Below are 21,809 nucleotides of genomic sequence, written 5' to 3'. Positions count from 1 at the left end.
GGTCGGTCCCGAACCCTGGAGGAGCCATGACCCGCTACGTCGCCCTGCTACGTGGGGTCAACGTCGGCACCACCCGGCTGGCGATGGCCGACCTGCGCCGGATCGTCACCGACCTCGGGCACCAGGACGTCAAGACGTACCTACAGAGCGGCAACGTGGCCTTCGGCAGCACGGTGCGCGACGCGGGGAAACTGGCCGCCGGGATCGAGCGGGCGCTCACCGACGAGCTGGCGGTGCCGGTGCCGGTGCTGGTGCGCAGTGGCCGGGAGTTGGCGGCGGTCGCCGGCGGCAACCCGTACGCCGACCGGGAGGACGACCCGACCAGGGTGCTGGTGGCCTTCCTCGCCACCGAGCCGACGAAGTCCGCTGTGGACGCCCTCAGTGTGCCCGGCGGCGAGAACGTGTCGTTCACGGTGACCGGCCGGGAGGTCTTCCTGCACTTCGTCGACGGCGGTTACGGGCGGTCGAAGTTCACGAACGCGTACCTGGAGAAGAAGCTCGGCGTGGTGGCCACCACCCGCAACTGGAAGTCGGTGCGCGCCCTGGCGGAGCTGGCCGCCGGCTGACCGGGCGGGCGCGGGCGCCCGCCCGGACCCGGTCAGAAGTGGTACGCGGTCTCGTACTCGGGCACCAGCACCCGGCTGCGCGGCGAGATCCGGCGCACCGCGGCGATCATGTCGTTCAGCCGGGTGCGGTCGGTCTCGGCAACCGTCGGCGGGTTCTCCAGCGGCGTCTCGAAGTTGTCGTAGTGCACCGGCACGATGACCTTCGGGTAGTCGAGGCCGGCCAACAGCCGAGGCAGATAGTCGCCGGTGGCGGTGGCGCTCTGCATGGCCACCATCGCCACGTCGGGCGCCAGTCCGGTCAGGTTGCGTTCGGCGACGTCGCTGGCCCCGGTGAAGTAGACCGCCGGGCCGCCGTCGACCCGCAGCAGGTAACCCAGCGTGTCGCCCTCCGGCAGGTCCGCGATGGTCGCCGGCTGCGGCGGTTGGGTCACCCGCACCCCCGGAAAGGCCACCGAGTACGACGGGTTGCGGCTGTGCAGTGAGCCGACCACCTCGACGCTGTGGTCGCCGAAGTCCAGCACCTCCCCGCCCTTGACGGCGCTGAGCTGCGTCGACGGCACCCCGTAGGCCAACCCCAGGTGGTATGCGGTGAGCGTGCCGAACACTCGCGCGCCGGTGCGCGTGGCGATGTGGGGCACGTCCATGAAGTGGTCCCAGTGCGTGTGCGTGACAAGCACCGTCGTGGCCCTGTCGACGCGCCTGTCGATCACGTCGGTGCGCACTGTCAACTGGGTATCGGTCCGGAACGCCCCGGTGAACAGCCCGGTGTCGATCCGGCTGAGGAACGGGTCGACGAGAACGGTCCGGTCGGAGATGTCGACACGCCAGCCGGCCGTACCCCACCAGCGGAAGCTGACCGCGCCCCTGCGGCGGGTGGTCGGCGTGGGCGCGGCGGCCGGGATGGCGGCCTGGGCCGGGGTGGCGGAGCCGGCGGCGAGGCCACCGGCGGAGACAAGCGCGGTGGTGGCTGCGGCGTCGCGCAGGAAGCGACGGCGGTCGAGACTGGGCATGCGGAGCTACTCCCCGTGGTCGGGCGATCGGTCCACCCGAGCCAACCAGCGCCACAGTGCCCCGGTCCAAGACGAAAGGCCGTCGGCTCCGATACGGCACCGCATATCGGAGCAGCCCAGCGGCGGTGCGCGGACGCTCGTGAGTCACGAAATCAGTCGCCGCGCAGCGCCTCGACGGCCGTGCGGGCGGCCTCTCCCATCGCCAGGTCCACGTCGATGCGGCGCGGGGCCAACCGGTCGGCGCGGGCGAAGACGGCTATCGCGTACCGGCCGCCGTCGGGGTATTCGGCGACCCCGGCCTCCAGGTGCAGGCCGGGCAGGGTGCCGGTCTTGCCGGAGACCCGGACGCCGGGCGGGAAGCCGGCGGCCAGCCGGGTCCAGAAGATCTGCTGGCCCATCCAGGTGCGGACCATCGCGCACGCCGCCGTTGGCCCGGCCTCGTCGCGCCAGATCAGCGTGAGCAGCCGGGTGATCTCCCGGGCGGTGCTGGAGGTGGTGCGCGCGGGGTCGAAGACCCGCATGGCCCGGACCCGGTCCGCCGGCAACGTGGGGAAGATCCGGGCGAACTCCGCCTCGGTACGCGCGCCCACGTCGGTGAGCATCATCTCGACAAGGTCCCGGGGACCGCCGAGGACGCGGGTACGGGTCAGCCCCAGCTCGGCGGCGAGCATCGGCAGCAGATCCGGGCCGACCCGGCGCAGCAACAGGTCGGCGGCCGTGTTGTCGGTGACCGACATGGCGAAGTACGCGAGATCGCGCAGCGACACCTCGGCGTCGTCGGTGCAGCCGGCCAGACCCCACCCGCCGAGCCGGTCGGCGGCGGTGACCAGGACCCGTTCGGTCGGGTCGAGTTGACCGGCCTCGACCTGCCGGGCGAACTCCAACACCAGCAGGATCTTGAAGATCGAGGCGATCACCACCTGCTCGTCGGCCCGCACCCCGACCTCCGGACCGCCGCCGACGTCGAGACCGCCACCAGCGAGGGCCAGGTCCACGGCGTCCAGGTCCACGGCGTCCAGGTCCACGGCGTGCAGGCTGGCCGTCACTCCGACGGCGGTGAAGAGGGCCTCGATGCGCTCGCTGACGTCCACGCCGGCACGGTATCCAGCGGCACCCGGCCGGTGCTGGCGTAGGGTCCGGCCGTGGATCTGCTCCGGCACCTGCGGCACTTCGTGGCTGTCGCACACGAGTTGCACTTCGGCCGGGCCGCGGAGCTGCTCGGGATGGCCCAGCCGCCCCTGAGCCAGTCCATCCAGCGCCTGGAACGGGAGTTGACAGTCGAGCTGTTCGACAGGTCCCGCCGCCAGGTACGCCTCACCACCGCCGGTGAGCTGCTCCTCGGCGAGGCGGAGGAGTTGCTCGCCGGTGCCGGCCGGCTGCGCAGCCTGATGGGGCAGATCCGCGCGGGTGAGCTGGGCGTACTCCGGGCCGGTGTGCCGCCGGAGACGCCCGCGGTGACGCTGCGCGCGCTGCTGGACGGGCTCACCACCCGGGCGGCCGGCCTGGACCTGGAGTTGCACGAGCTGACCACCGCCGAGCAAGCCCGGATGCTCACCGAGCGAACCCTGGACGTGGGGCTGGTGCACCACCCGGTGGCGGCGGACGGGCTGCGGTTCGGCGCACCTGTCGACGTACCCCTCGGGGTGTTGCTGCCGCGCGCCTCGCCGCTGGCCCGCGGCCGTGACGTGGCGCTGGCGTCGCTGGCCGGGCTGGATCTGGTGGCCGCGCCCCGGGCGACCGCGCCCGGGTGGCACGACCATCTGCTGACGGTGTGCCGACGGCACGGTTGGCGGCCAGCCCGGGTGCGGCCGGCCCGCAACCCGGAGTTCCTCTTCGGGCTCGTGCTCGCCGGCGGCGCGGTGGCCGTGGAACCGGCGGCGGTGGCACGTCGCGAACCCCGGGTCGCCTGGCGGCCGATCTCCGACACCTCGCTGGTCAGACGCACCTCGGCGGCCTGGCCGGACCGGTCGGCGCACCCGGCGGCGTCGATGTTCGGGCAGCTCGCCGCCGAGGTGCTGGCCGATGCCGAGCCCGTCGCGCCCGCGCCGACGTCGGTGCCGGCGGCACGACCGTGGCCGGTGCTCTTCGACACGACCGGGTGAACCTCCCGATCGTTGCGCTCGTCACCACGGCTCCGGCGGTGAACGACACGTCCCCGCGGGTAAGGATGAAGATCGCACACGAAGACGCGAAGGAGCCGCAGTGCCCAACACGATTCCCGACATCAGCCTGAACGACGGCACCACCATTCCGCAGCTCGGCTTCGGGGTGTTCCAGATCGAGCCGAAGGACACCGTCGCGGCGGTGACGACAGCTCTCGAGACGGGCTACCGGCACATCGACACCGCCGAGATGTACGGCAACGAGGCCGAGGTCGGCGAGGCGGTCCGCGTGTCCGGCCTCGACCGGGGCTCGGTGTACGTGACGAGCAAGCTGAACAACGGCTTCCACCGCCCCGACGACGCCCGCCGGGCGTTCGACTCGACGCTCGCGGCGCTGAAGATGGACTACATCGACCTGTTCCTGATCCACTGGCCGCTGCCGACCCTGTACGACGGCGACTACGTCTCGACCTGGAAGGTGCTGGAGGAGTTCCAGCGCGACGGCCGCGCCCGCTCGATCGGCGTGTCGAACTTCCAGGTGTCGCACCTGGAGCGGCTGGCCGCCGAGGCGAGCGTCGTGCCGGTGGTGAACCAGATCGAGGCGCACCCCTACTTCGCCAACGACGAGGTCCGCGCCTACGGCCGCGCGCACAACATCCTCACCGAGGCGTGGTCGCCGATCGCGCAGGGCAAGGTGCTCGACGACCCGACGGTTGTCGACATCGCCGAGCAGGTCGGCCGCACCCCGGCGCAGGTGGTGCTCCGCTGGCACGTGCAGCGCGGCGACATCATCTTCCCGAAGTCGACAACCCCGAAGCGGATCGAGGAGAACACCCGGATCTTCGACTTCGAGCTGGACGACGCGGCGATGGAGCGGATCACCAACCTGAACAAGGGCGAGGCCGGGCGGCAGGGCCCGAACCCGGACACCTTCGACTACCTGCCCAAGTGACCTGAGCCGCCGGCCACGGGCGGGCAGGGTCCCTGTGAGCGTGATGCCTCAGGGTCATCATGATGACCCTGAGGCATCACGGTGTTTCGGCGCTCAGGAGCCGACGCGCTCGGCGGAGCCCACGCGCTCGGCGATCCGGCGGAACACCGCGTGGGTCGGCGATCCGGGCTCGGCAACGTAGACGATCATCCGCTGGTCGGTCTCCGGCACCAGCAGGACCCGGCACTCGAACTCCAACTGCCCCAGGTCGGGATGCGGTACCCGCTTGACGACCGGACGACGTTGCGCGACGTCGTGCTCCGCCCAGAGCTGGGCGAACCGGGGTGAGGTGCCGAGCAGCTCGGTGACCAGGTCGCGGATCGCCGGGTCGGCCGGGTAGCGACCGTAGGCGGCCCGCAGGTCCGCGACAGTGCCACGCACGAACCGGATCACCTCGGCATCGGCCCAGTGCGCGCTCGTCGCCGGCTGCCGGAACGTCCAGCGGATCATGTTGCGGTCCGCGTCGGGCACCGCCGCGAGGTCCCCCACGAAGTACGTGGCCAGGCGGTTCCAGGCCAGGACGTGGTACGCGGCGTCGACGAGGTACGCCGGGGTCTCGGTCATCGCGTCGAGCAGGTGGCGCAGCCCGGCGGGCACCTCCCGGCTCGGGCCGACGGTCGGTGGCGGATTCTCCCCGGCAATCCGGAACAGATACTCGCGCTCGTCCCGGCTCAGCAGCAGCGCCCGCGCCATCGAGGCCAGCACCTGCCGGGACGGGTGCGGCCCACGGCCCTGCTCCAGCCGGATGTAGTAGTCGATCGAGATGCCGGCGAGCTGGGCGACCTCCTGCCGACGCAGGCCGGGCGTGCGACGGCGTACCCCGTCGGGGAGGCCGACCTCGGCGGGGCTCAGGCGGGCGCGGCGGGTGCGCAGGAACGCCGCCAGTTCGTCGCGCCGCAGGCCGCTGCTCGTCATGCCTCCAGCATGCCCCGGGCCGGGCTCGCGAGGGTGGTACCACCGATCCCAGCCTCGGCCCGTCTCTCCCCCGGGGCCGCCGGCGCGGACAGGCTCGACGGCATGACGAACATGATCGCCCTGATCACCGGGGCCAACAAGGGGATCGGCTTCGCCACCGCCCGCCAGCTCGGCGCCCTCGGGATGACGGTGCTGGTCGGTGCCCGCGACGCCGAGCGCGGTCGGGCAGCGGAGCGGGAGCTGCGCGACGGCGGCGCGGACGCCCGCTTCGTGCCGCTGGACGTCACCGACGCCGAGTCGGTGGCGGCAGCCGCGAAACGTGTGGAGACGGAGTACGGCCGGCTGGACGTGCTCGTCAACAACGCCGGCATCGTGCTCGCCGACGGCGAGCGGGGGTTGCCCAGCGAGACGACCGTGGCGACGCTGCGCGGCGTGTTCGAGACGAACGTGTTCGGGGTGGCGACGGTGACCAACGCGCTGCTGCCACTGCTGCGTCGGGCCCCCGCGGCCCGGATCGTCAACGTCTCCAGCGAGGTCGGCTCGATCGCGGTGATGACCGACCCGGCGGGCGCGCTGTACGCGTTGACCTCCGTGCCGTACCCGTCGTCGAAGGCGGCGCTGAACATGCTCACCGCCATGTACGCGAAGGAGCTGCGGGACACCCCGATCAAGGTGAACGCGGCGAACCCCGGCTACTGCGCCACCGACTTCAACAGCCACCACGGCTTCCGCACCGCCGAGCAGGGCGCCGAGGTCAGCGTGCACCTGGCGACGCTGCCCGCCGACGGGCCGAGCGGGCTGCTCTGGGGCTTCCAGATGGACACCGGCGGCGGGTACGGGGTGTTGCCCTGGTGACTCGGCGCTTGACCTGGAGCGCACTCCAGCTTGCAGGGTGACCGGTGCGCCCACCGGCAGGGCGCACGAGAGGAGATCCCATGCGGTACCGCACGATCGGCACCGACCCGGCGACCCGGCGCGAGGTCAGCGTGCTCAGCCTCGGCGCGATGCTCTTCGGCAGCGCCACCGACGAGGCCACCTCGTACGCGATCCTCGACCGGTACGTCGAGGCGGGTGGCACGTTCATCGACACGTCGGACAACTACGCGTTCTGGGTCGACGGCTCGCAGGGCGGCCAGAGTGAGGAGTTGCTCGGACGGTGGCGGCGCAGCCGAGGCGTCGGCGCCGAGATCGTCATCGCCACCAAGCTGGGGGCCCGGCCACTGGCCCCGGGGACCAGTTACCTGGACAACGCCGAAGGCCTGTCGGCGAAGGTGATCCGCGAGTCGGCCGAGCGCAGCCGGGACCGGCTCGGCGTGGACCGGCTGGACCTGCTCTACGCACACATCGAGGACCGGACGGTGCCGCTCGCGGAGACCGTGGAAGGCTTCGCCGAGTTGGTCGCCGAGGGGACCGTGGGCCTGCTGGGCGCGAGCAACCACCGCGCCTGGCGGGTGGAGCGGGCCCGCGCGCTGGCCGCCGCCGCCGGCCTGCCGGGGTACGAGGTGCTCCAGTACCACCGCAGTTACCTGCCGAACCGCACCGACCTGGTCAGCGAGCTGGATCCGGACGGTGAGCCGGGCGGCGTCGCCGGTGACCTGCTCAGTTACCTGCGGGCCGAGCCCGAGCTGACCCTGGTGGCGTACTCGCCACTGCTCAAGGGGGCGTTCACCCGGGCGGACAGGCCGCTGGGCGCCGCGTACGACCTGCCCAGCGCGCCCCGGCGGCTGGCCGCGTTGCGGGACGTGGCCGGGCAGACCGGCGCGACTGTCAACCAGGTGGTGCTGGCCTGGTTGCTGGGCGGTGAGCTGCCGTCCATCCCGCTGGTGGGCGCCTCCTCGGTGGCACAACTGGAGGAGAGCCTGGCAGCTGTCGACCTGGAGTTGACCCCCGCGCAGCGGCACCGCCTCGACACCACCTGGTGACCTGTCACCGGCCGCACCGCCGACCTCAGCTCCCGGTCGGTGGTGCGGTCAGGTCGAGCTGCCAGTCGTTGGCACGCATCAGCCGCCCCGGCGGGTACTCGAAATCCGTCTCGCCGAGCAGCGTGAACCCGACCTTGCGGCAGACCGCGTTCGAGGCGGGGTTGTCCACCGAGGGGTAGGCGTGGGCGTAGCGCCGGTCCCGTCGGGTGCGGGCCACGTCGACGACCGCACGCACCGCCGCGCTGGCCAGCCCCCGCCCCCGGTACGCGGGCAGCACCGCCCAGCCCATCTCGTACACCTGTTGCTCCCGCCACTGCCGGGCCCAGTACGCGACGCTGCCCACCCGCGCCCCGTCCGGCAGGACCATCACGTACATGCAGCCCTGGCCGTCGTCGGCGAAGTGCACGTAGCGCTCGTGCCGGGCGAGCATCTGCTCGTCGCTCTCCGGGCCGCCGGTGTGCTTGCGCGTCTGCGGGGTGTTGAGCCGCCGCAGCAGGTCGAGATCCTCCTCGCGCCACGGGTCGATACGCACCTGAACCATGCCAATCCCCTGTTCGTCGACCACAGTCAAGCCGATCCCCACCGACATTCCACCCCGAAACGCCGCCCGCTAGATCGGATCTGGCGGGCGGCTGGCCGCCGTCTCGCGCCTTGGAGGTGGAAGGGGGTGGCGATGATGACACCGTTGCGGGTCGCCGTGATCATCGGCAGCACCCGGGAGGGGCGGGCCGGCGACCGGGTCGCCGGCTGGTTCGTCGACCAGGCCGTGCGGCACGACGACCTGGCGGTGACTGTCGTTGACCTGACCGAGTACGACTTTCCGGGCCGTTACCCCGCCGAGCCGACCACGTCCATCCGGGCGTTCGTCAGCGAGGTGGGGCGGGCGGAGGCGTTCGTCGTGGTCACCCCCGAGTACAACCACAGCTTCCCGGCGCCCCTGAAGCAGGCCATCGACTACGCGTACGACGAGTGGCAGGCCAAACCGGTCGGCTTCGTGGCGTACGGCTGTCGATCCACCGGTCGGCACGCGGTCGACCAGCTACGCACGGTCTTCACCGCCCTGCACGCGACGACGGTGCGCGACGTCGTCGGGATCGACCTGCTCGCCGGCGAGCCGACACCGCAGTGCACCGACCAGGTGGGCCGCGACGCCAGCGTCCTGCTCGACCAGCTCCGCTGGTGGGGTCTGGCCCTGCGCGAGGGCCGGGCCGCCCGACCCTACGTCTCCTGACGAACTGATGAGAGGCACGAATCATGAGTAGACGCACCACCGGCCTGGCCATCGAGGCCGAGGGGCTCACCCGCTCGTTCGGGGAGACCCGGGCGCTGGCCGGGATCGACCTCCAGGTGCCCGCCGGCACCGTCTACGGCCTGCTCGGCCCGAACGGGGCGGGCAAGACCACAGCGGTCCGGGTGCTCGCCACGTTGCTGCGCCCCGACGGAGGCTCGGCACGGGTGTTCGGGCACGACGTGGTCACCGAGGCCGACAGCGTCCGTTCCCGGGTCAGCCTCACCGGTCAGTACGCCTCGGTCGACGAGGACCTGACCGGTACGGAGAACCTGGTGCTCCTCGCCCGCCTGCTCGGCCTGCGCAAGCCGGCCGCCCGGGAGCGCGCGGCGGCCCTGCTCGCCGCGTTCGGCCTGACCGAGGCGAGCGACCGCCAGGTGAAGAAGTACTCGGGTGGGATGCGGCGGCGCATCGACATCGCCGCGAGCATCCTCAACACACCCGATCTGCTCTTCCTCGACGAGCCGACGACCGGCCTCGACCCGCGCAGCCGCAACCAGGTGTGGGAGATCGTCCGCGCGGTGGTGTCGCACGGCACGACGGTGCTGCTGACGACGCAGTACCTCGACGAGGCCGACCAGCTCGCCGGGCGGATCGCGGTCGTCGACCACGGGCGGGTGATCGCCGAGGGCACCCCGGGTGAGCTGAAGTCGTCGGTCGGCTCCGGCACCGTCCACCTGCGACTGCGGGATCCCGGCCAACGGCCCCAGGCGGAGAAGCTGCTCCGGGAGGCACTCGACGTGCCGGTGCAGCTCGCCGCCGACCCGGTGGCGTTGACGGCCCGGGTCGGCGAGGCCGGCACCGACCTCGACGCCAGCGCCCAGGCCGCTCGTGCGCTCGGCGACCTGGCCCGTGCCGGCATCGTCGTCGACGACTTCTCCCTCGGTCAGCCGAGCCTGGACGAGGTCTTCCTGGCCCTGACCGACCACCCCGCCGTGCCGGCCGACGAGCGCGACGACGAGCTGGAGGCAGCCCGATGAGCAACGCCACGACCACCACCGAACGGGCACCGACGGTCTACGTCCCCTCCGCCGAGGCGCTGGCGACAGTGCTCGCGCCCGCTGCCCGGCCGCCCCGGCCCAGCGCGCTGAGCGCGTCGCTCACCTTCGGCTGGCGGGCCATGCTGAAGATCAAGCACGTGCCGGAGCAGCTCTTCGACGTGACAGCCTTCCCGGTCATCATGGTGCTGATGTTCACGTACCTCTTCGGTGGTGCGCTCGCTGGCAGCCCCCGTGAGTACCTCCAGTTCTTCCTTCCCGGCATCATGGTGACAAGCGTCGTGATGATCACCATGTACACGGGGATCGGCCTCAACACCGACATCGAGAAGGGCATCTTCGACAGGTTCCGGACGCTGCCCGTCTGGCGCCCGGCGGCCCTGGTCGGCATGATCTTCGGCGACGTGCTGCGCTACATCCTCGCCGCCCTGGTGATCCTGGGCCTGGGGCTGGTGCTCGGGTTCCGCCCCGCCGGCGGGGTGGTCGGCGCGGCCGTCGGGATCGGGCTGCTTGTGGTCTTCTCGTTCGCGTTCTCCTGGGTGTGGACGTTCTTCGGGCTGATCCTGCGCAGCGAGAAGTCGGTGATGGGGGTCAGCATGATGGTGCTGTTCCCGTTGACGTTCCTGAGCAACGTCTTCGTCGACCCGAGCACGATGCCCGGCTGGCTCCAGGCGTTCGTGAAGGTCAACCCGGTGACGCAGTTGGTGGCGTCGATCCGCGGCGCGATGAGCGGCGAGTCGGACCCGACGGCCACGATGTGGCTGCTGGTCTGGAGCGCCGGCTTCCTCCTCGTCTTCGGCACCCTGACCATGTACCGCTACAACCGCCGCTAACCCTGACCCTGGCCCCGCGATCTTGCACTTTCTGTCCCGACGAGTGTGGTGAATCCGCCCGCAACGGCGACCGAGAGTGCGAGATCGCGGGGTGGCGTGGGGTGCGCGGTTAGAGCCGCCAGGGCAGCGGCTTGGGCGGCAGGTAACGGCAGGTGCTGCCGGTCGAGACGGCGTCGCGCAGGTGGTTGGCGAGGGCCGGGTGCCGAGCGTCGAGTTTGCGTAGCGTGTCCCGGATCCGCGCGGTCACCGTCTTGCGGGCCCGCTCGGCCTCGTCGCCCAGGCGGCGACTCCGCCCGGCCAGCCCCGCCGCCGCACGCAGCTCGTCGAGCAACGCGCCCCGTTCGACGTCCAACGCGGCCACCCTCCGGTCGTCGTCGCGTGCGGCGGCCCGATCGATCTCCTCGTCGAGACGTGCCAGGTGCCGCCGGTAGCGTGCCTTCGCCTCGTCATCGAGGACCGGGTCGGCACCCATCCGCCGGGCGGCGACCAGCTCCGGCCCGGCGGCCGGGTCGAGCAACTCCACGGCCGGCACGTCACTGCCCGGCCGACTCAGCAGCAGGTGCAGGTCGTGCAGGCCCTTGGCATCGGGCAGGTGCACCACGACACCGGCGTACGCGAGCTGCCAGACCGGCCCGTCGCGCCGAAACTCGTACCCCTCGATGGCTGGCGCGACCGTCGCGGCCCGACCGGACGCGAAAGCCTGACCTGGCCCGGCCACTGCGGTCGGCGCGACGGCCTGGCGTGCGGTGGCGGTGGGCCCGGCCGCGGCGGTGGAGGTCGCGGCGAGTTGGCGGAGCACCTGCGTCATGCCGAGAGCTGTTGCTTCCTGGGCGGTGGTGGCACGCAGCGCGGCCAGCGTCGCCGCGTCGCCCGGGTGTCCCCGCCCGGCGAGGGACTTCGCGAGGCCGACGCGGGCGATGAGCGACCAGGGGCGCGAGCCCAGCCGGTCGGCGGAGTCCCGGGCGGCAGTGAAGCCGGCGACGGCGTCGGCCCAGCGCTCCTGGGCGGCGTCGATCAGCGCCAGCCAGTGGTCGACGGGCCCGCTGATGTCGCAGCCGAAGAGCCCCACCGTCCACTCTCCACGATGCGGGGCCAGCTCGGCCCGCGCGGCGTCGCAGCGCCCCGGGTCGGCGGACGCGGCGGCGACCTGCGCACGTAACCGCAGCCAGAGCGGCGAGACCGGACGCGGGTACCGGATGGCGGCGGCCTCGATTCCCGCGGTCAGCCGGACCGCCATGGCGTCGTCGCCACGCTCCGCCGCGGTGATGGCCCGCAGCAACTCCCGGTAGGGGTAGTCCATCGGGGCCAGGCCGTCCAGCAGGGTGTCGGCCTCGTCGTGCCGGCCCTGGAGCAGCAGCCGGGACCAGCGCAGGTGATGCCCCATGAACCCGAACTCGGCATGGCCCGGGTCGGTGAGGTCGGCGAACCTCGTGTCGGCCTCGACGAAGTCACCTCGGAAGGCCGCGATGATCCCGCTGTCGACGGCTGCCGCCAACCGGTACCGAGCGAGGTCGCCCCGCCGGTCGACGCTGACGAAGGTGGTGAACTCCTCGTTGAAGCGAGGGTCGCCCAACTCCAGCAGCGCCACCCAGCGCAGCGAGGTGGCCCAAAGCTCGGTCTCCCGGTCGCCCGTACGGCGGGCCACATCCCGGATCTCGGCGGTCAGCGCGGCGCGGGCCGCCGCGGTGCCCAGGCCCCAGGTGGTGTCGTGGCGGGCCCAGAGGCTGAACGTCAGCGCCTCGTCGTCCTGCCCTCGGCGGGCGATCGTCTCGGTGGCGGTGATCAGATCGGCGATCAGCGTGCCGACGGTCGCCTCAATGTCCGGTTCGCCGATCAGTTTCCGGTACGCGTCGCGCACCAGCTCCGCCGAGTCGAGCGAGTCGACGGTCTCCACCTGGCGGGAGCGGTTGACGATGAGGGCGACGCGGGCCAGCAGCACCGGGTTGTCGAGGGTGCGAGCCAGCGCGCCGGCCTCGGTGAGCAGTTGCCCGGCCTCCTCTCGGCCGGCGTGGTGATATTGGGCCTCGCCGAACTCGACGAGGATCCGCACCCGTTGCTCCCGGTCCTCGACGACCTCCAACGCCCGACGGAAGTGCACCGCGGCCTCGTCGGTGCCGAGCCGGGCGAACGCGTCCCGCCCGGCGGCGACCAGCAGCGTGGCCCGCCGGGCCCGGTCGAGCGCGGGGCCGGCGAGGTAGGCGTGCCGGGCGAGGTCGGCGGGGATCAACAGATCGGTCAGCTCCCGCAGGTCGTCGACCGCCCGGACGACAGTGCCGTGCCGGGCCTGCCGGTCGTCGTCGGCCAGACCGTCGTAGAGCGTCTCGCGGACCAGGTCGTGGGCGAAGGCGAACCGGCCGCCGCCCCTGGCGACCACCAACCGGGCGGTCAGCGCACGGTCGAGCAGTCTGTCGACCTGTGCCACGGGGGCGGTCACGCATGCCGCGAGGACCTGGCGGTGGAACTCGCGGCCCAGTACGGCGGCGACGGTGAGCGCCTCGACCACGGGCGGGGGCAGTTGGGCGAGGCGACGCCGCACCGCCTCCCGTACACCGGGGGCGATAGTGTCCGCCGCCTCGTCGGCGTGCCACAACCGGGCGGTCTGCTCGATGAAGAACGGGTTGCCGCCGGTACGCCGGTGCACCTCGTCGACGAGGTCGGCGTCGGGTTCCCGCCCGGCCGTCCGGACCATCAGCGCGGCCACCTCGTCCCGGGAGAGGCCGGTGAGGGTGATGGTGGTGGCCTTTGCGACAAGCGGCATCAGCAGCGGGCGCAGCGGGTGCTCACCCGACTCGACCTCGGCGTCGCGGTAGGTGCCGATCAGCAGCAGGCGCTCGAACCAGGTGTGCTGGGCCGCGAAGCTCAGCAGTCGCAGGGAGGCCGGGTCGGCCCAGTGCAGGTCGTCGAGGATGACCACGACCGGCCGATGCTGGGAGACCGCGACCAGGGCGGCGGTCACCCCGTCGTACAACGCGAACGTCTCCTGGTCGGTGCTGTCCCCACTCGTCTCGACGCCGGCCCAGCCGGTGAGGCGGTCGGCCTGCTCCTTGCCCGTGTCGTTCTCGCCGAGCAGGGCCGCGAGGGCTGGTTCGGCGTCCGGTCGCGCCACCGCCCAGTCGTCGGCGGAGCGCCGCAGACCGCGCAGCACCTGCACCCACGGCCAGTAGCCGGGGGCACTGTCGGAATCCCAGCAGGCGGCACCGAGCACCAACGCGCCACGCTGCCGGGCCTCCCGCGCCGCCGACGTGACGAGGGTCGTCTTGCCGATGCCGGGCTCGCCGGTGACCAGGGCCAGGCCGCCGTGGCTGGTGGCGGCCCGGTCCAGCTCGGCGCGCAGCAGACCAGCGGGGTGAGCCCGCCCGATGATGGCGTCGCCGCGCCGCACGTCCATGGTTTCCAGACGGTACTGGAACCCTCCGACGCCGAGCGTCGGGATTTGACAGGGTTATAGATAGCGGTTATCTATTAGCTGTCTATTCGAGGGGTGTGCCGGGTGCAGGACGTGGTGCTGGCCATGCTGGCCGAGGAGCCGGCGCACGGGTACGAGCTGCGCAGCCGCATCATGGAGCCCAGCGGGTGCGGTGAGTCGACCCTGCCGCACCTGCTGGGCGGGCTGCAGCGCCCCACCGGCGGCGAGGTGTGGCTGGCCGACCGCCGGATCGACACGATGAGCGAGCGTGCCCTCGCCCGGCTTCGGCGCGACACCATCGGTCTCGTCTTCCAGTCCTTCCACCTCATGGACGAACTCAAGGAGTTGCGCAACACCGGCCAGACACTCATCGTGGCCACGCACGACGCCCTCATCGCGGCGGTCGCCGACCGGGTGACCTCCATGCGCGACGGGGCCTTCGCCGGCGACAGTTTCCTCGCCGGCACCGTCTACGGCGAGGCGCGCTGAGGTGGCCGGCCGCCTGCTGCTCGTCTGGCGACTGCTGATCCGGGGGCTGCGTCAGCACCGGACCGAGAACCTGCTGCTGCTGGTCGCCATCACCGCCGCGACCGCGACATTGACTCTCGGCCTCACCCTCACCGAGCTCGTCACCCGCCCGTACGAGCGCACCCGGGCCGCCACCGCCGGGCCCGACCTCGTGGTGGAACCGGGCTTCACCGGTCCGCAGGCCCTCGACGCGCTCGCCCCGCTGGCGACCCTGCCCGGCGTCACCGCGCACAGCGGACCCTTCCCGCTGGCCTTCCTGGCGTTGACCGCCCGCGACACCACCGTCCGGGTCATCGTCGAGGGCCGCGACGAGGCACCCGCCGCCGTCGACCGGCCCGCGGTGACCGACGGCACCTGGGTACGCCCCGGCGGTGTCGTGGTCGAACGCACCTTCGCCGACGCCCTCGCCATCCGCCCCGGCGACACGATCACCGTCGACGGCCACCCGCTGCACGTGGCCGGGATCGCTATCACCGCCGCCAGACCGGCGTACCCGCGCCCCGGGTGGCACCTCCCGGGCAGCGTGCTGACCGAGGGTGGCGGCCTGGTCTGGGCCGACCGGGACGACATCGCTTCGCTCGCCGGTGAGCAGCCACTGTCGTACACCCTGAACCTCACACTGACCCACCCGGGACGCGGCGTCGCCGCGATCGAACCGTCGCTCGGCGACACTGAGCACGATCCGAGGTTTCACGGTTGGCGCTTCAGCACCGAGCGGCAGATCGCCGAGGCCAGTAGCAGGTTGAACGGCCCGGCGCGGCAGGCCCTGCTGATCGGCAGTTGGCTGCTGACCGCCCTCGCGGTGACCGGCGTCGCTGGCATCGTCGCGGGCCGGGCCATCGGCCAGCGCCGTCGGGTGGGGCTGCTCAAGGCCGTCGGGGCTGGGCCCGCGATGATCGCCATCAGCCACCTCGTCGAGTACCTCGTGATGGGGCTCGCCGCCGCCGGGACGGGTCTCGCCGCCGGTTGGCTCGCCGCGCCCGCGCTGTTCCGCCCGGCCGTCGGGCTCATCGGCTCGGCCGGCGTCCACCCGCCACCGCTGCGCACAGTCCTCGCGGCGACCGCGCTCGCCCTCGGAATCTCGGTCGCGGCGACCCTGGGGTCGGTGGTCCGCGCCGCCACCACCAGCACCATCCACGCGCTGGCCGACGCCGCGACGCCACCGCGACGCCGTGGGTGGGCCATCTGGCTGTCGCGCCGACTGCCCACGGCTCTCCTGATCGGGGTACGCATCAACGCGCGCCGACCGCGCCGCGCCCGGCTCGTCACGGTGAACACCCTGATCGCCACGACCGCGATCGCCGTTGTGCTGATGGCCCTGGCCCAGCGTCGAGACCCGTTGAATCTCGGCTACTCGGCGCTTCCCGACACCCGCGACGAGCGCACCACCCAGGCCATGCTCCTCGTGGTTGGCGTGGTGTGCGCCCTGGCACTGCTCAACACGGTCGTGAGCACCTGGACCGCGGTCCTCGACTCCCGGCATCCGCTGGCGATCGCCCGCGCGCTCGGCGCGACACCCGGGCAGGCCGGGATGGGTCTGGCGATGGCACAGCTACTTCCCGCGATACCGGGCGTCGCCGGCGGAATCCTGGTGGGACTGGTCAGCTACTTCGCCGGGGACGACAACCAGTACGCACCCGCCTCCTGGATGCTCGGCGCGGCGGGTGGAGTGCTGCTCGCCGTCGTCGTGCTCACCGCCGTACCGGCCCTGGTCGCCGTACGCCGCCCGGTAGCGAAGACCCTCCAGTCGACGGCGACCTGACCACGCCGACGGCCGGTGTCGAGATTTGACAGAGCCATAGCTAGCGGTTATCTATTGGCGGTCTATTCGAGGGGTGTGCCGGGTGCAGGACGTGGTGCTGGCCATGCTGGCCAAGGAACCGGCGCACGGGTACGAGCTGCGCAGCCGGATGCGCAACGCGCTCGGCCCGCTCGGCGAGGCGATGAACGCGGGTCAGATCTACGTGACGCTGGCCCGGCTGGCGAAGGCCGGGCTGGTGACCTCGGAGCGAGCCGAGGGCCTGCCGGACCGGCCCGACCGACGGGTCTACGCGTTGACCCCGGCCGGACAGCAGCGGGTCGCCGGCTGGCTGACCGAGGTGAGCTGGCCCAAGCCGGACCTCACGGAGTTTCACCTGAAGCTGGTCGCCGCCGCGGCTGCCCGGCTGGCCGATCCGGTGGCGCTTGTGGACGCGCAACGGCGTGAGGTGCTGCGCCGTCTGCGTGACGCGCAACGGGCCGCGTTGGAACGGTCGGTGGATCCGGTCGCCGGGTTGCTGTTGGAGGGCGTCGTGTTACGGCTGCGGGCTGATCTGGAGTGGCTGGAGGCGTGCGAGCGCACGTGGTCCGAGCGTGATCGAGTGGGACGGAAGGCGGGGGCATGACCGGGTCGATGGCGGTGCGGACACGGGGGTTGTCCAGGTGGTACGGCTGGGACGACGCTCTGGTACGCGCGGTCGACGAGGTCGACCTGGAGGTGCCCGCCGGCCAGTCCCTGGCCATCATGGGGCCCAGTGGCTGCGGTAAGTCCACGCTGCTGCACCTGCTGGGCGGGTTACAGCGCCCCACCGACGGTGAGGTGTGGCTCACCGATCGCCGGATCGACACGATGAGTGAGCGGGCACTGTCGCGGCTGCGGCGCGACACCGTCGGCCTCGTCTTCCAGTCCTTCCACCTCATGGACGAACTCACCGCCGTGGAGAACGTGGAGTTGGCCTCCCTGCTGGCCGGGTGGTCGCCCGGCCGCGCACGCCGACGAGCCCTGCACCTGCTCGACCAGGTCGGGCTGGCCGACCGCGCCACGCACCTCCCCTCGGCGCTGTCCGGCGGCCAGCGCCAACGCGTCGCCATCGCCCGCGCACTGGCCAACGAGCCGCAGGTGGTGTTGGCCGACGAACCGACCGGCAACCTGGACAGCGCCGCCACCCTGGAGGTGCTGCGGCTGTTCGAGGAGCTGCGCAACACCGGGCAGACACTCGTCGTGGTCACGCACGACCCCCGCATCGCGGCGGTCGCCGACCGGGTGATCTCCATGCGGGACGGGGCCTTCGCCGGCGACAGTTTCCTCGCCGGCACCGTCTACGGCGAGGCGCGCTGACGTGGCGGGCCGCCTGCTGCTCATGTGTCGACTGCTGACGCGGCACCTGCGTCGACACCGGGCCGAGAACGTCCTGCTGCTGGTCGCCATCACCGCCGCGACCGCGACGATGACTCTCGGCCTCACCCTCACCGAGCTCGTCACCCGCCCGTACGAGCGCACCCGGGCCGCCACCGCCGGGCCCGACCTCGTGGTGGAACCGGGCTTCACCGGTCCGCAGGCCCTCGACGCGCTCGCCCCGCTGGCGACCCTGCCCGGCGTCACCGCGCACAGCGGACCCTTCCCGCTGGCCTTCCTGGCGTTGACCGCCCGCGACACGACGGTCCGGGTCATCGTCGAGGGCCGCGACCAGGCCCCGGCCGCGGTCAACCGGCCGGCGGTGACCGACGGCACCTGGGTACGCCCCGGCGGCGTGGTCGTCGAACGCACCTTCGCCGACGCCCTCGGCATACGCCTCGGCGACACGGTCGGCGTCGACGGCCACCCGCTGCACGTGACCGGGTTCGCGGTCACCGCCGCCCGGCCGGTCTACCCGCAGGTCCACTGGCACCTGCCGGGCGGGAACCTGGTGGAGAAGGGCGGCCTGGTCTGGGTCGACCACGGCGACATCGCCACCCTCGCCGGGGACCAGCCGCTGTCGTACACCCTGAACCTCAAGCTGGCCGACCGCGATGCCGGCGCCGGGGCCATCCGCCCGTCGGGCGGCGATCCCCGCTTCCGCGGCTGGAGCCTCCGGTCCGCGCGGGACATCGCCCACAGCAGTGGGCGACAGAACCGGCAGGCCGAGACGGCGCTGGTGGTCGGCGCGTGGCTGCTGACCGGTCTCGCGGTGGTCGGCATCGCCGGCATCGTCGCCGGCCGGGTCATCGCCCGGCGTCGCCGGGTGGGGCTGCTCAAGGCCATCGGCGCCGGGCCCGGCGTGATCGCCGCCGTCCACCTGGCCGAGTACCTCGTGATCGGGCTCGCCGCCGCCGGGGCCGGGCTGGCCATCGGCTGGCTCGCAGCGCCCGTACTGTTCCGTTCCAGCGCCGGATTCGTCGGCTCCGTCGGCGTGAACCCGCCGCTGCACGTGGTGGTCACCGCTACCGCGCTCGCCCTCGCGCTCGCCGTCGCGGCGACCCTGGGGCCGGTGTTACGCGCCGCCACCACCAGCACCATCGAGGCGTTGGCCGACGTCCCCACCCCACCGCGTCGCCGGCGGTGGACGATCTGGTTGTCGCGCCGGCTGCCCACCGCGCTGCTGATCGGGGTACGCATCAACGCGCGCCGGCCACACCGCGCCCGCCTCGTCACCGTGAACACCCTGATCACCACGGCGGCGCTCGCCGCCGTCCTCACGATCCTGGCGCAGGACGACGATCCGTTGAATCTGGGCTACTCGGAGCTGCCCGACCCCCGCAACGAGCGAACCCTCCAGGCCATGCTGATCGTCGCCGGGGTGGCCTGCTTCCTCGCGCTGCTCAACACCATCGTGAGCACCTGGACCGCGGTCCTCGACACCCGACAGCCACTGGCGGTCGCCCGCGCGCTCGGCGCGACGCCGGCCCAGGCCGGCCTGGGACTGGCCGTGGCGCAGCTGCTCCCCGCCATCCCCGGCGTCGCCGTCGGGATCCCCTTCGGCATCGGGTTGTACCTCTTCTTCGACGGCGAGCGATACCCGCCTGTCTCCTGGACGCTCAGCACGGCCATTGGCGTCCTGGTCGCGGTCGCCACGCTCACCGCCGTCCCCGCTCTGGCCGCCGCACGTCGCCCGGTGGCGGACACCCTTCGGTCCACGGCGACCTGACCGGCAGATCGTCGCGACTGTCACGGGCCACGCATCGCGCCTCAACATTACCTAACCATCCCTATTAAGCTAGGATAGGGGATGATGACGGAAATGTATTCAGTTGAGCAGGTGGCCGACCGGCTCGGCCTGCACGTCCGCACCGTGCGCGGCTACATCCGCTCGGGCCGGCTGCGGGCGGTGCGGATCGGCAAGCAGTACCGGATCGCCGCCCGGGATCTCGACGCGCTCACCGGACAGGCGTCCACGCCCGCGAGCGTCCGCGGGCAGGCGGAGGTGTCGAGCATCGTGCAGGTCGACGGCGTGGACCGGGCTGCCGCCGACCGGCTCGGCACGCTCGTGCTCACCAGCGCCAACACCGGCCACGACCAGGCCAACCCACTGCGGGTGCAGACGGTGTACGACGAGGAACGCCACCGCACGAAGATCATCATCTTGGGCGACCCGGCCGCCACCGCGGAGCTGTTGCACCTGCTCGACGCCGTCCTCAACGCCGACAACGGCCTACTCGACCGGGAGGTCCACGATGCCTGACGAGATCCGGGAACGCGTCGGCGTACAGGTGTTGGTCTGCGACCCGACCGGCCCGACCATCGCTACCGAGCAGGACGCACTGGACCTGATCGGCGCGGCCTTCCTCGGCGCCCGGGTGGTCGCCGTGCCGGCCACCCGGCTCGACGAACGCTTCTTCTCGTTGGGCACCCGCATCGCCGGCGACGTGATGCAGAAGTTCGTCAACTACCAGGTGCGGCTTGTCGTGGTCGGGGACATCTCGGCGCAGTTGGAGGGCAGCTCGGCGCTTCGCGCCCTGGTACACGAGTCGAACCGGGGCGGGCACATCTGGTTCGTCCCCGACCTGGACGCCCTCGACGACCGCCTCCGCGCCACGGGATAGCCGACCCGGCCATCCTGGAAGGTCGTCGGCGCAGCGCCGCACGTCGCCCGGTAGCGGACGCCCTCCGGTCCGCGGCGACCTGACGGTGGTCTGACCGCCCCGGTCGCGAAAATTACAGGACTGAGTGGGTCACCACCGCGGTGTAGGTGCCGGCGACGCTCCCGGGCGGTACGACCACTCGCAGGGTCGGATCCCACGACACCGTGTTCGCGCCGCTGCCGGACCAACTGGCCGCGACGTGCGGCATGGACAGTTCGACCTCCGACTGTGGGGTGAAGGTGCCGCTGCTTTTCGGACATTGCGCCTATTGTTGGCGGTTGTGGACTACTGCCATCTCCACCGGCGTCCGGCTCAACCTGCCCGGCTCGGGCCTGCTCGGCAGCCGCGCCTGGCCGGGGTCGCGGTCGGGTCGGCGTCGAGCGATCTGGTGGGGCGCCACGGGCCGTACCCGATGGGGCCGTAGGCCCAGGACCAGCACGGCGGTCAGCAGGGGTCGGAGGATGTCGCACGTTTGATCTACGGTGTTCGCGTGCTTCCCCGAAACGAGAAGATTCTCGATCAGGTCCGCGCCGAGGCGCTGCGCCGCGACATCCCCGCCGCCGAGGTGGAGCGCTGGCTGGGGCTCGCCCGCCCGTCCGCGCTCCTGACCCAGCAGGGTGATGGGCCGGTCGTGGGCGCCATCCGTGGGCCCGTGCTGCTCCCAGCCGACGCCAAGGATCCCACGTTCCCCCTGATCGCCACCATCGACTGCGCTGCCCTTCCGGCAGACGTGACAGACCTTCCGCTACCGGCCGACGGCCAGTTGCTGCTGTTCGGTTGGCCCGAGGAGGACGGCTACGGCCAGGTGATGTACGTGCCGGCGGGCGTGGCAGTCGACGAGCGTGAGCAGTATCCGCAGGGGTTCTCTCCGGAGGACGAGGAGTGCGCCGAGGTCTACGCGGAGATCCCGCAGGGCGATCTGCACCTCACCGTCGACATCTCCCTGCCCTACGTCAAGACGATCCCGGGGCCACCGTGGTCTCCGCCGTTGCCGGGCGATCCTCCGTTCGAGGAGCTGACCAAGGTGTGGCAGGACGTCCTGGGCGACGTGCCGGACGGCGCTTTCTCCTACGGCGGCCATACGACGCCGCTGCTGCTGGGCGGCTACGGCACTGACTGCAACGGTTTCAACCCCGCCTGGTTGGGCGCCGACCGCTCGGGCAGCTCCGGCGAGGACGGGCCACCCGACCATGGTGACTGGGTTCTGTTGGCCGAGTTCCACGGCGGCAGACAGGGCGGGGCGAGCATCCACTGGGTGATCCAGCGTGCCGACCTGAAGCAACGACGCTTCGACAGGGCCAGCGTCTTCGTCTACTGGAATCCGTGAGGCCGGACGAGCGCTGACGGTCCTGCCCTGACGAGCGTGATGCCGGTGAGTCATCGTGATGACCCACCGGCATCACGCCTGTCGGGGCGGCCGTCCGTTCCGACCA

The 21,809-nt window shown here is 72.1% G+C and carries 21 protein-coding genes; 16 read left to right on the top strand and 5 right to left on the bottom strand.

Translation table 11 applies throughout. The features are described from left to right. Nucleotides 1-26 precede the first annotated feature (26 nt). Entirely contained in the window at nucleotides 27-566 is a 540-nt protein-coding gene (locus AB0A95_RS19870) for a DUF1697 domain-containing protein (RefSeq protein WP_357557230.1), read from the top strand. Nucleotides 567-598: 32 nt separating this feature from the next. On the opposite strand, the gene AB0A95_RS19865 is transcribed toward AB0A95_RS19870, so the two are convergent. Together AB0A95_RS19865 and AB0A95_RS19860 are read right to left on the bottom strand one after the other, a co-directional pair. Continuing rightward, entirely contained in the window at nucleotides 599-1,576 is a 978-nt protein-coding gene (locus AB0A95_RS19865) for an MBL fold metallo-hydrolase (RefSeq protein ID WP_357557229.1), read from the bottom strand. Between the two features lie 152 nt (nucleotides 1,577-1,728). Further along, entirely contained in the window at nucleotides 1,729-2,667 is a 939-nt protein-coding gene (locus AB0A95_RS19860) for a serine hydrolase (protein WP_357557228.1), read from the bottom strand. Nucleotides 2,668-2,718: 51 nt separating this feature from the next. On the opposite strand from AB0A95_RS19860, the gene AB0A95_RS19855 reads away from it, so the two are divergent. Further along, the gene (locus AB0A95_RS19855) at nucleotides 2,719-3,678 is read left to right on the top strand and encodes a LysR family transcriptional regulator (protein WP_357557227.1); all 960 of its coding nucleotides are present in this window, start codon (nucleotides 2,719-2,721) and stop codon (nucleotides 3,676-3,678) included. 100 nt (nucleotides 3,679-3,778) lie between these two features. After that, entirely contained in the window at nucleotides 3,779-4,630 is an 852-nt protein-coding gene (locus tag AB0A95_RS19850; protein ID WP_357557226.1) for an aldo/keto reductase, read from the top strand. Nucleotides 4,631-4,723: 93 nt separating this feature from the next. Here AB0A95_RS19850 and AB0A95_RS19845 read toward each other — a convergent pair whose 3' ends face one another. Next, nucleotides 4,724-5,584, bottom strand: a complete 861-nt coding sequence (locus AB0A95_RS19845; protein WP_357557225.1) for a helix-turn-helix transcriptional regulator — start codon at nucleotides 5,582-5,584, stop codon at nucleotides 4,724-4,726. Nucleotides 5,585-5,686: 102 nt separating this feature from the next. Here AB0A95_RS19845 and AB0A95_RS19840 point away from each other — a divergent pair, with 102 nt between their 5' ends. Both AB0A95_RS19840 and AB0A95_RS19835 read left to right on the top strand, forming a co-directional pair. Then, on the top strand, nucleotides 5,687-6,439 hold the full coding sequence (locus AB0A95_RS19840) for an SDR family oxidoreductase (protein WP_357557224.1): 753 nt from the start codon (nucleotides 5,687-5,689) through the stop codon (nucleotides 6,437-6,439). Nucleotides 6,440-6,519: 80 nt separating this feature from the next. Beyond that, nucleotides 6,520-7,506 (top strand): aldo/keto reductase, encoded by a 987-nt coding sequence (locus tag AB0A95_RS19835; RefSeq protein ID WP_357557223.1) that lies wholly within the window; start codon nucleotides 6,520-6,522, stop codon nucleotides 7,504-7,506. Between the two features lie 25 nt (nucleotides 7,507-7,531). On the opposite strand, the gene AB0A95_RS19830 is transcribed toward AB0A95_RS19835, so the two are convergent. Next, complete coding sequence (locus AB0A95_RS19830) at nucleotides 7,532-8,047, bottom strand: GNAT family N-acetyltransferase (RefSeq protein WP_357557222.1); 516 nt, start codon at nucleotides 8,045-8,047, stop codon at nucleotides 7,532-7,534. A 132-nt stretch (nucleotides 8,048-8,179) separates the two neighbouring features. Between AB0A95_RS19830 and AB0A95_RS19825 the strand changes: the two genes are divergently transcribed. The 3 genes from AB0A95_RS19825 to AB0A95_RS19815 are packed head-to-tail and all read left to right on the top strand — an operon-like array spanning nucleotide 8,180 to nucleotide 10,625. After that, nucleotides 8,180-8,737 carry an NAD(P)H-dependent oxidoreductase gene (locus AB0A95_RS19825; protein WP_357557221.1) on the top strand — a complete coding sequence of 186 codons (558 nt, stop codon included), beginning with the start codon at nucleotides 8,180-8,182 and terminating at the stop codon, nucleotides 8,735-8,737. Between the two features lie 23 nt (nucleotides 8,738-8,760). Beyond that, nucleotides 8,761-9,774 carry an ATP-binding cassette domain-containing protein gene (locus AB0A95_RS19820; RefSeq protein WP_357557220.1) on the top strand — a complete coding sequence of 338 codons (1,014 nt, stop codon included), beginning with the start codon at nucleotides 8,761-8,763 and terminating at the stop codon, nucleotides 9,772-9,774. After that, nucleotides 9,771-10,625, top strand: coding sequence for an ABC transporter permease (locus AB0A95_RS19815; protein WP_357557219.1), 855 nt, complete (start codon nucleotides 9,771-9,773; stop codon nucleotides 10,623-10,625). Before AB0A95_RS19820 ends, AB0A95_RS19815 begins: the two co-directional genes overlap by 4 nt. 109 nt (nucleotides 10,626-10,734) lie before the next feature. On the opposite strand, the gene AB0A95_RS19810 is transcribed toward AB0A95_RS19815, so the two are convergent. Then, nucleotides 10,735-14,013, bottom strand: a complete 3,279-nt coding sequence (locus AB0A95_RS19810) for an AAA family ATPase (protein WP_357557218.1) — start codon at nucleotides 14,011-14,013, stop codon at nucleotides 10,735-10,737. A 102-nt stretch (nucleotides 14,014-14,115) separates the two neighbouring features. Here AB0A95_RS19810 and AB0A95_RS19805 point away from each other — a divergent pair, with 102 nt between their 5' ends. The 8 genes from AB0A95_RS19805 (at nucleotide 14,116) to AB0A95_RS19770 (ending at nucleotide 21,703) form a co-directional block, all read left to right on the top strand. After that, on the top strand, nucleotides 14,116-14,520 hold the full coding sequence (locus tag AB0A95_RS19805) for an ATP-binding cassette domain-containing protein (RefSeq protein ID WP_357557217.1): 405 nt from the start codon (nucleotides 14,116-14,118) through the stop codon (nucleotides 14,518-14,520). Between the two features lies 1 nt (nucleotide 14,521). Further along, a complete protein-coding gene (locus AB0A95_RS19800) occupies nucleotides 14,522-16,321 on the top strand; it encodes an FtsX-like permease family protein (RefSeq protein WP_357557216.1) in 1,800 nt (599 codons plus the stop codon). Between the two features lie 82 nt (nucleotides 16,322-16,403). Beyond that, complete coding sequence (locus tag AB0A95_RS19795) at nucleotides 16,404-16,943, top strand: PadR family transcriptional regulator (protein WP_357557215.1); 540 nt, start codon at nucleotides 16,404-16,406, stop codon at nucleotides 16,941-16,943. Further along, nucleotides 16,940-17,656, top strand: coding sequence for an ABC transporter ATP-binding protein (locus AB0A95_RS19790; protein ID WP_357557214.1), 717 nt, complete (start codon nucleotides 16,940-16,942; stop codon nucleotides 17,654-17,656). Before AB0A95_RS19795 ends, AB0A95_RS19790 begins: the two co-directional genes overlap by 4 nt. A 1-nt stretch (nucleotide 17,657) precedes the next feature. Beyond that, on the top strand, nucleotides 17,658-19,442 hold the full coding sequence (locus tag AB0A95_RS19785) for an ABC transporter permease (RefSeq protein ID WP_357557213.1): 1,785 nt from the start codon (nucleotides 17,658-17,660) through the stop codon (nucleotides 19,440-19,442). Nucleotides 19,443-19,535: 93 nt separating this feature from the next. Further along, on the top strand, nucleotides 19,536-19,976 hold the full coding sequence (locus tag AB0A95_RS19780; protein WP_357557211.1) for a helix-turn-helix domain-containing protein: 441 nt from the start codon (nucleotides 19,536-19,538) through the stop codon (nucleotides 19,974-19,976). Further along, a complete protein-coding gene (locus AB0A95_RS19775; RefSeq protein ID WP_357557209.1) occupies nucleotides 19,969-20,337 on the top strand; it encodes a DUF4180 domain-containing protein in 369 nt (122 codons plus the stop codon). Before AB0A95_RS19780 ends, AB0A95_RS19775 begins: the two co-directional genes overlap by 8 nt. Nucleotides 20,338-20,866: 529 nt before the next feature. Then, on the top strand, nucleotides 20,867-21,703 hold the full coding sequence (locus tag AB0A95_RS19770) for a hypothetical protein (RefSeq protein ID WP_357557207.1): 837 nt from the start codon (nucleotides 20,867-20,869) through the stop codon (nucleotides 21,701-21,703). The last annotated feature ends 106 nt before the right edge of the window (nucleotides 21,704-21,809 follow it).

The sequence above is a fragment of the Micromonospora sp. NPDC049230 genome (assembly GCF_040647875.1).
Taxonomy (GTDB): domain Bacteria; phylum Actinomycetota; class Actinomycetes; order Mycobacteriales; family Micromonosporaceae; genus Micromonospora.
The sequence above is the reverse complement of the archived record's forward strand: the minus strand, read 5'-3'. Positions and strand labels throughout refer to the sequence as shown.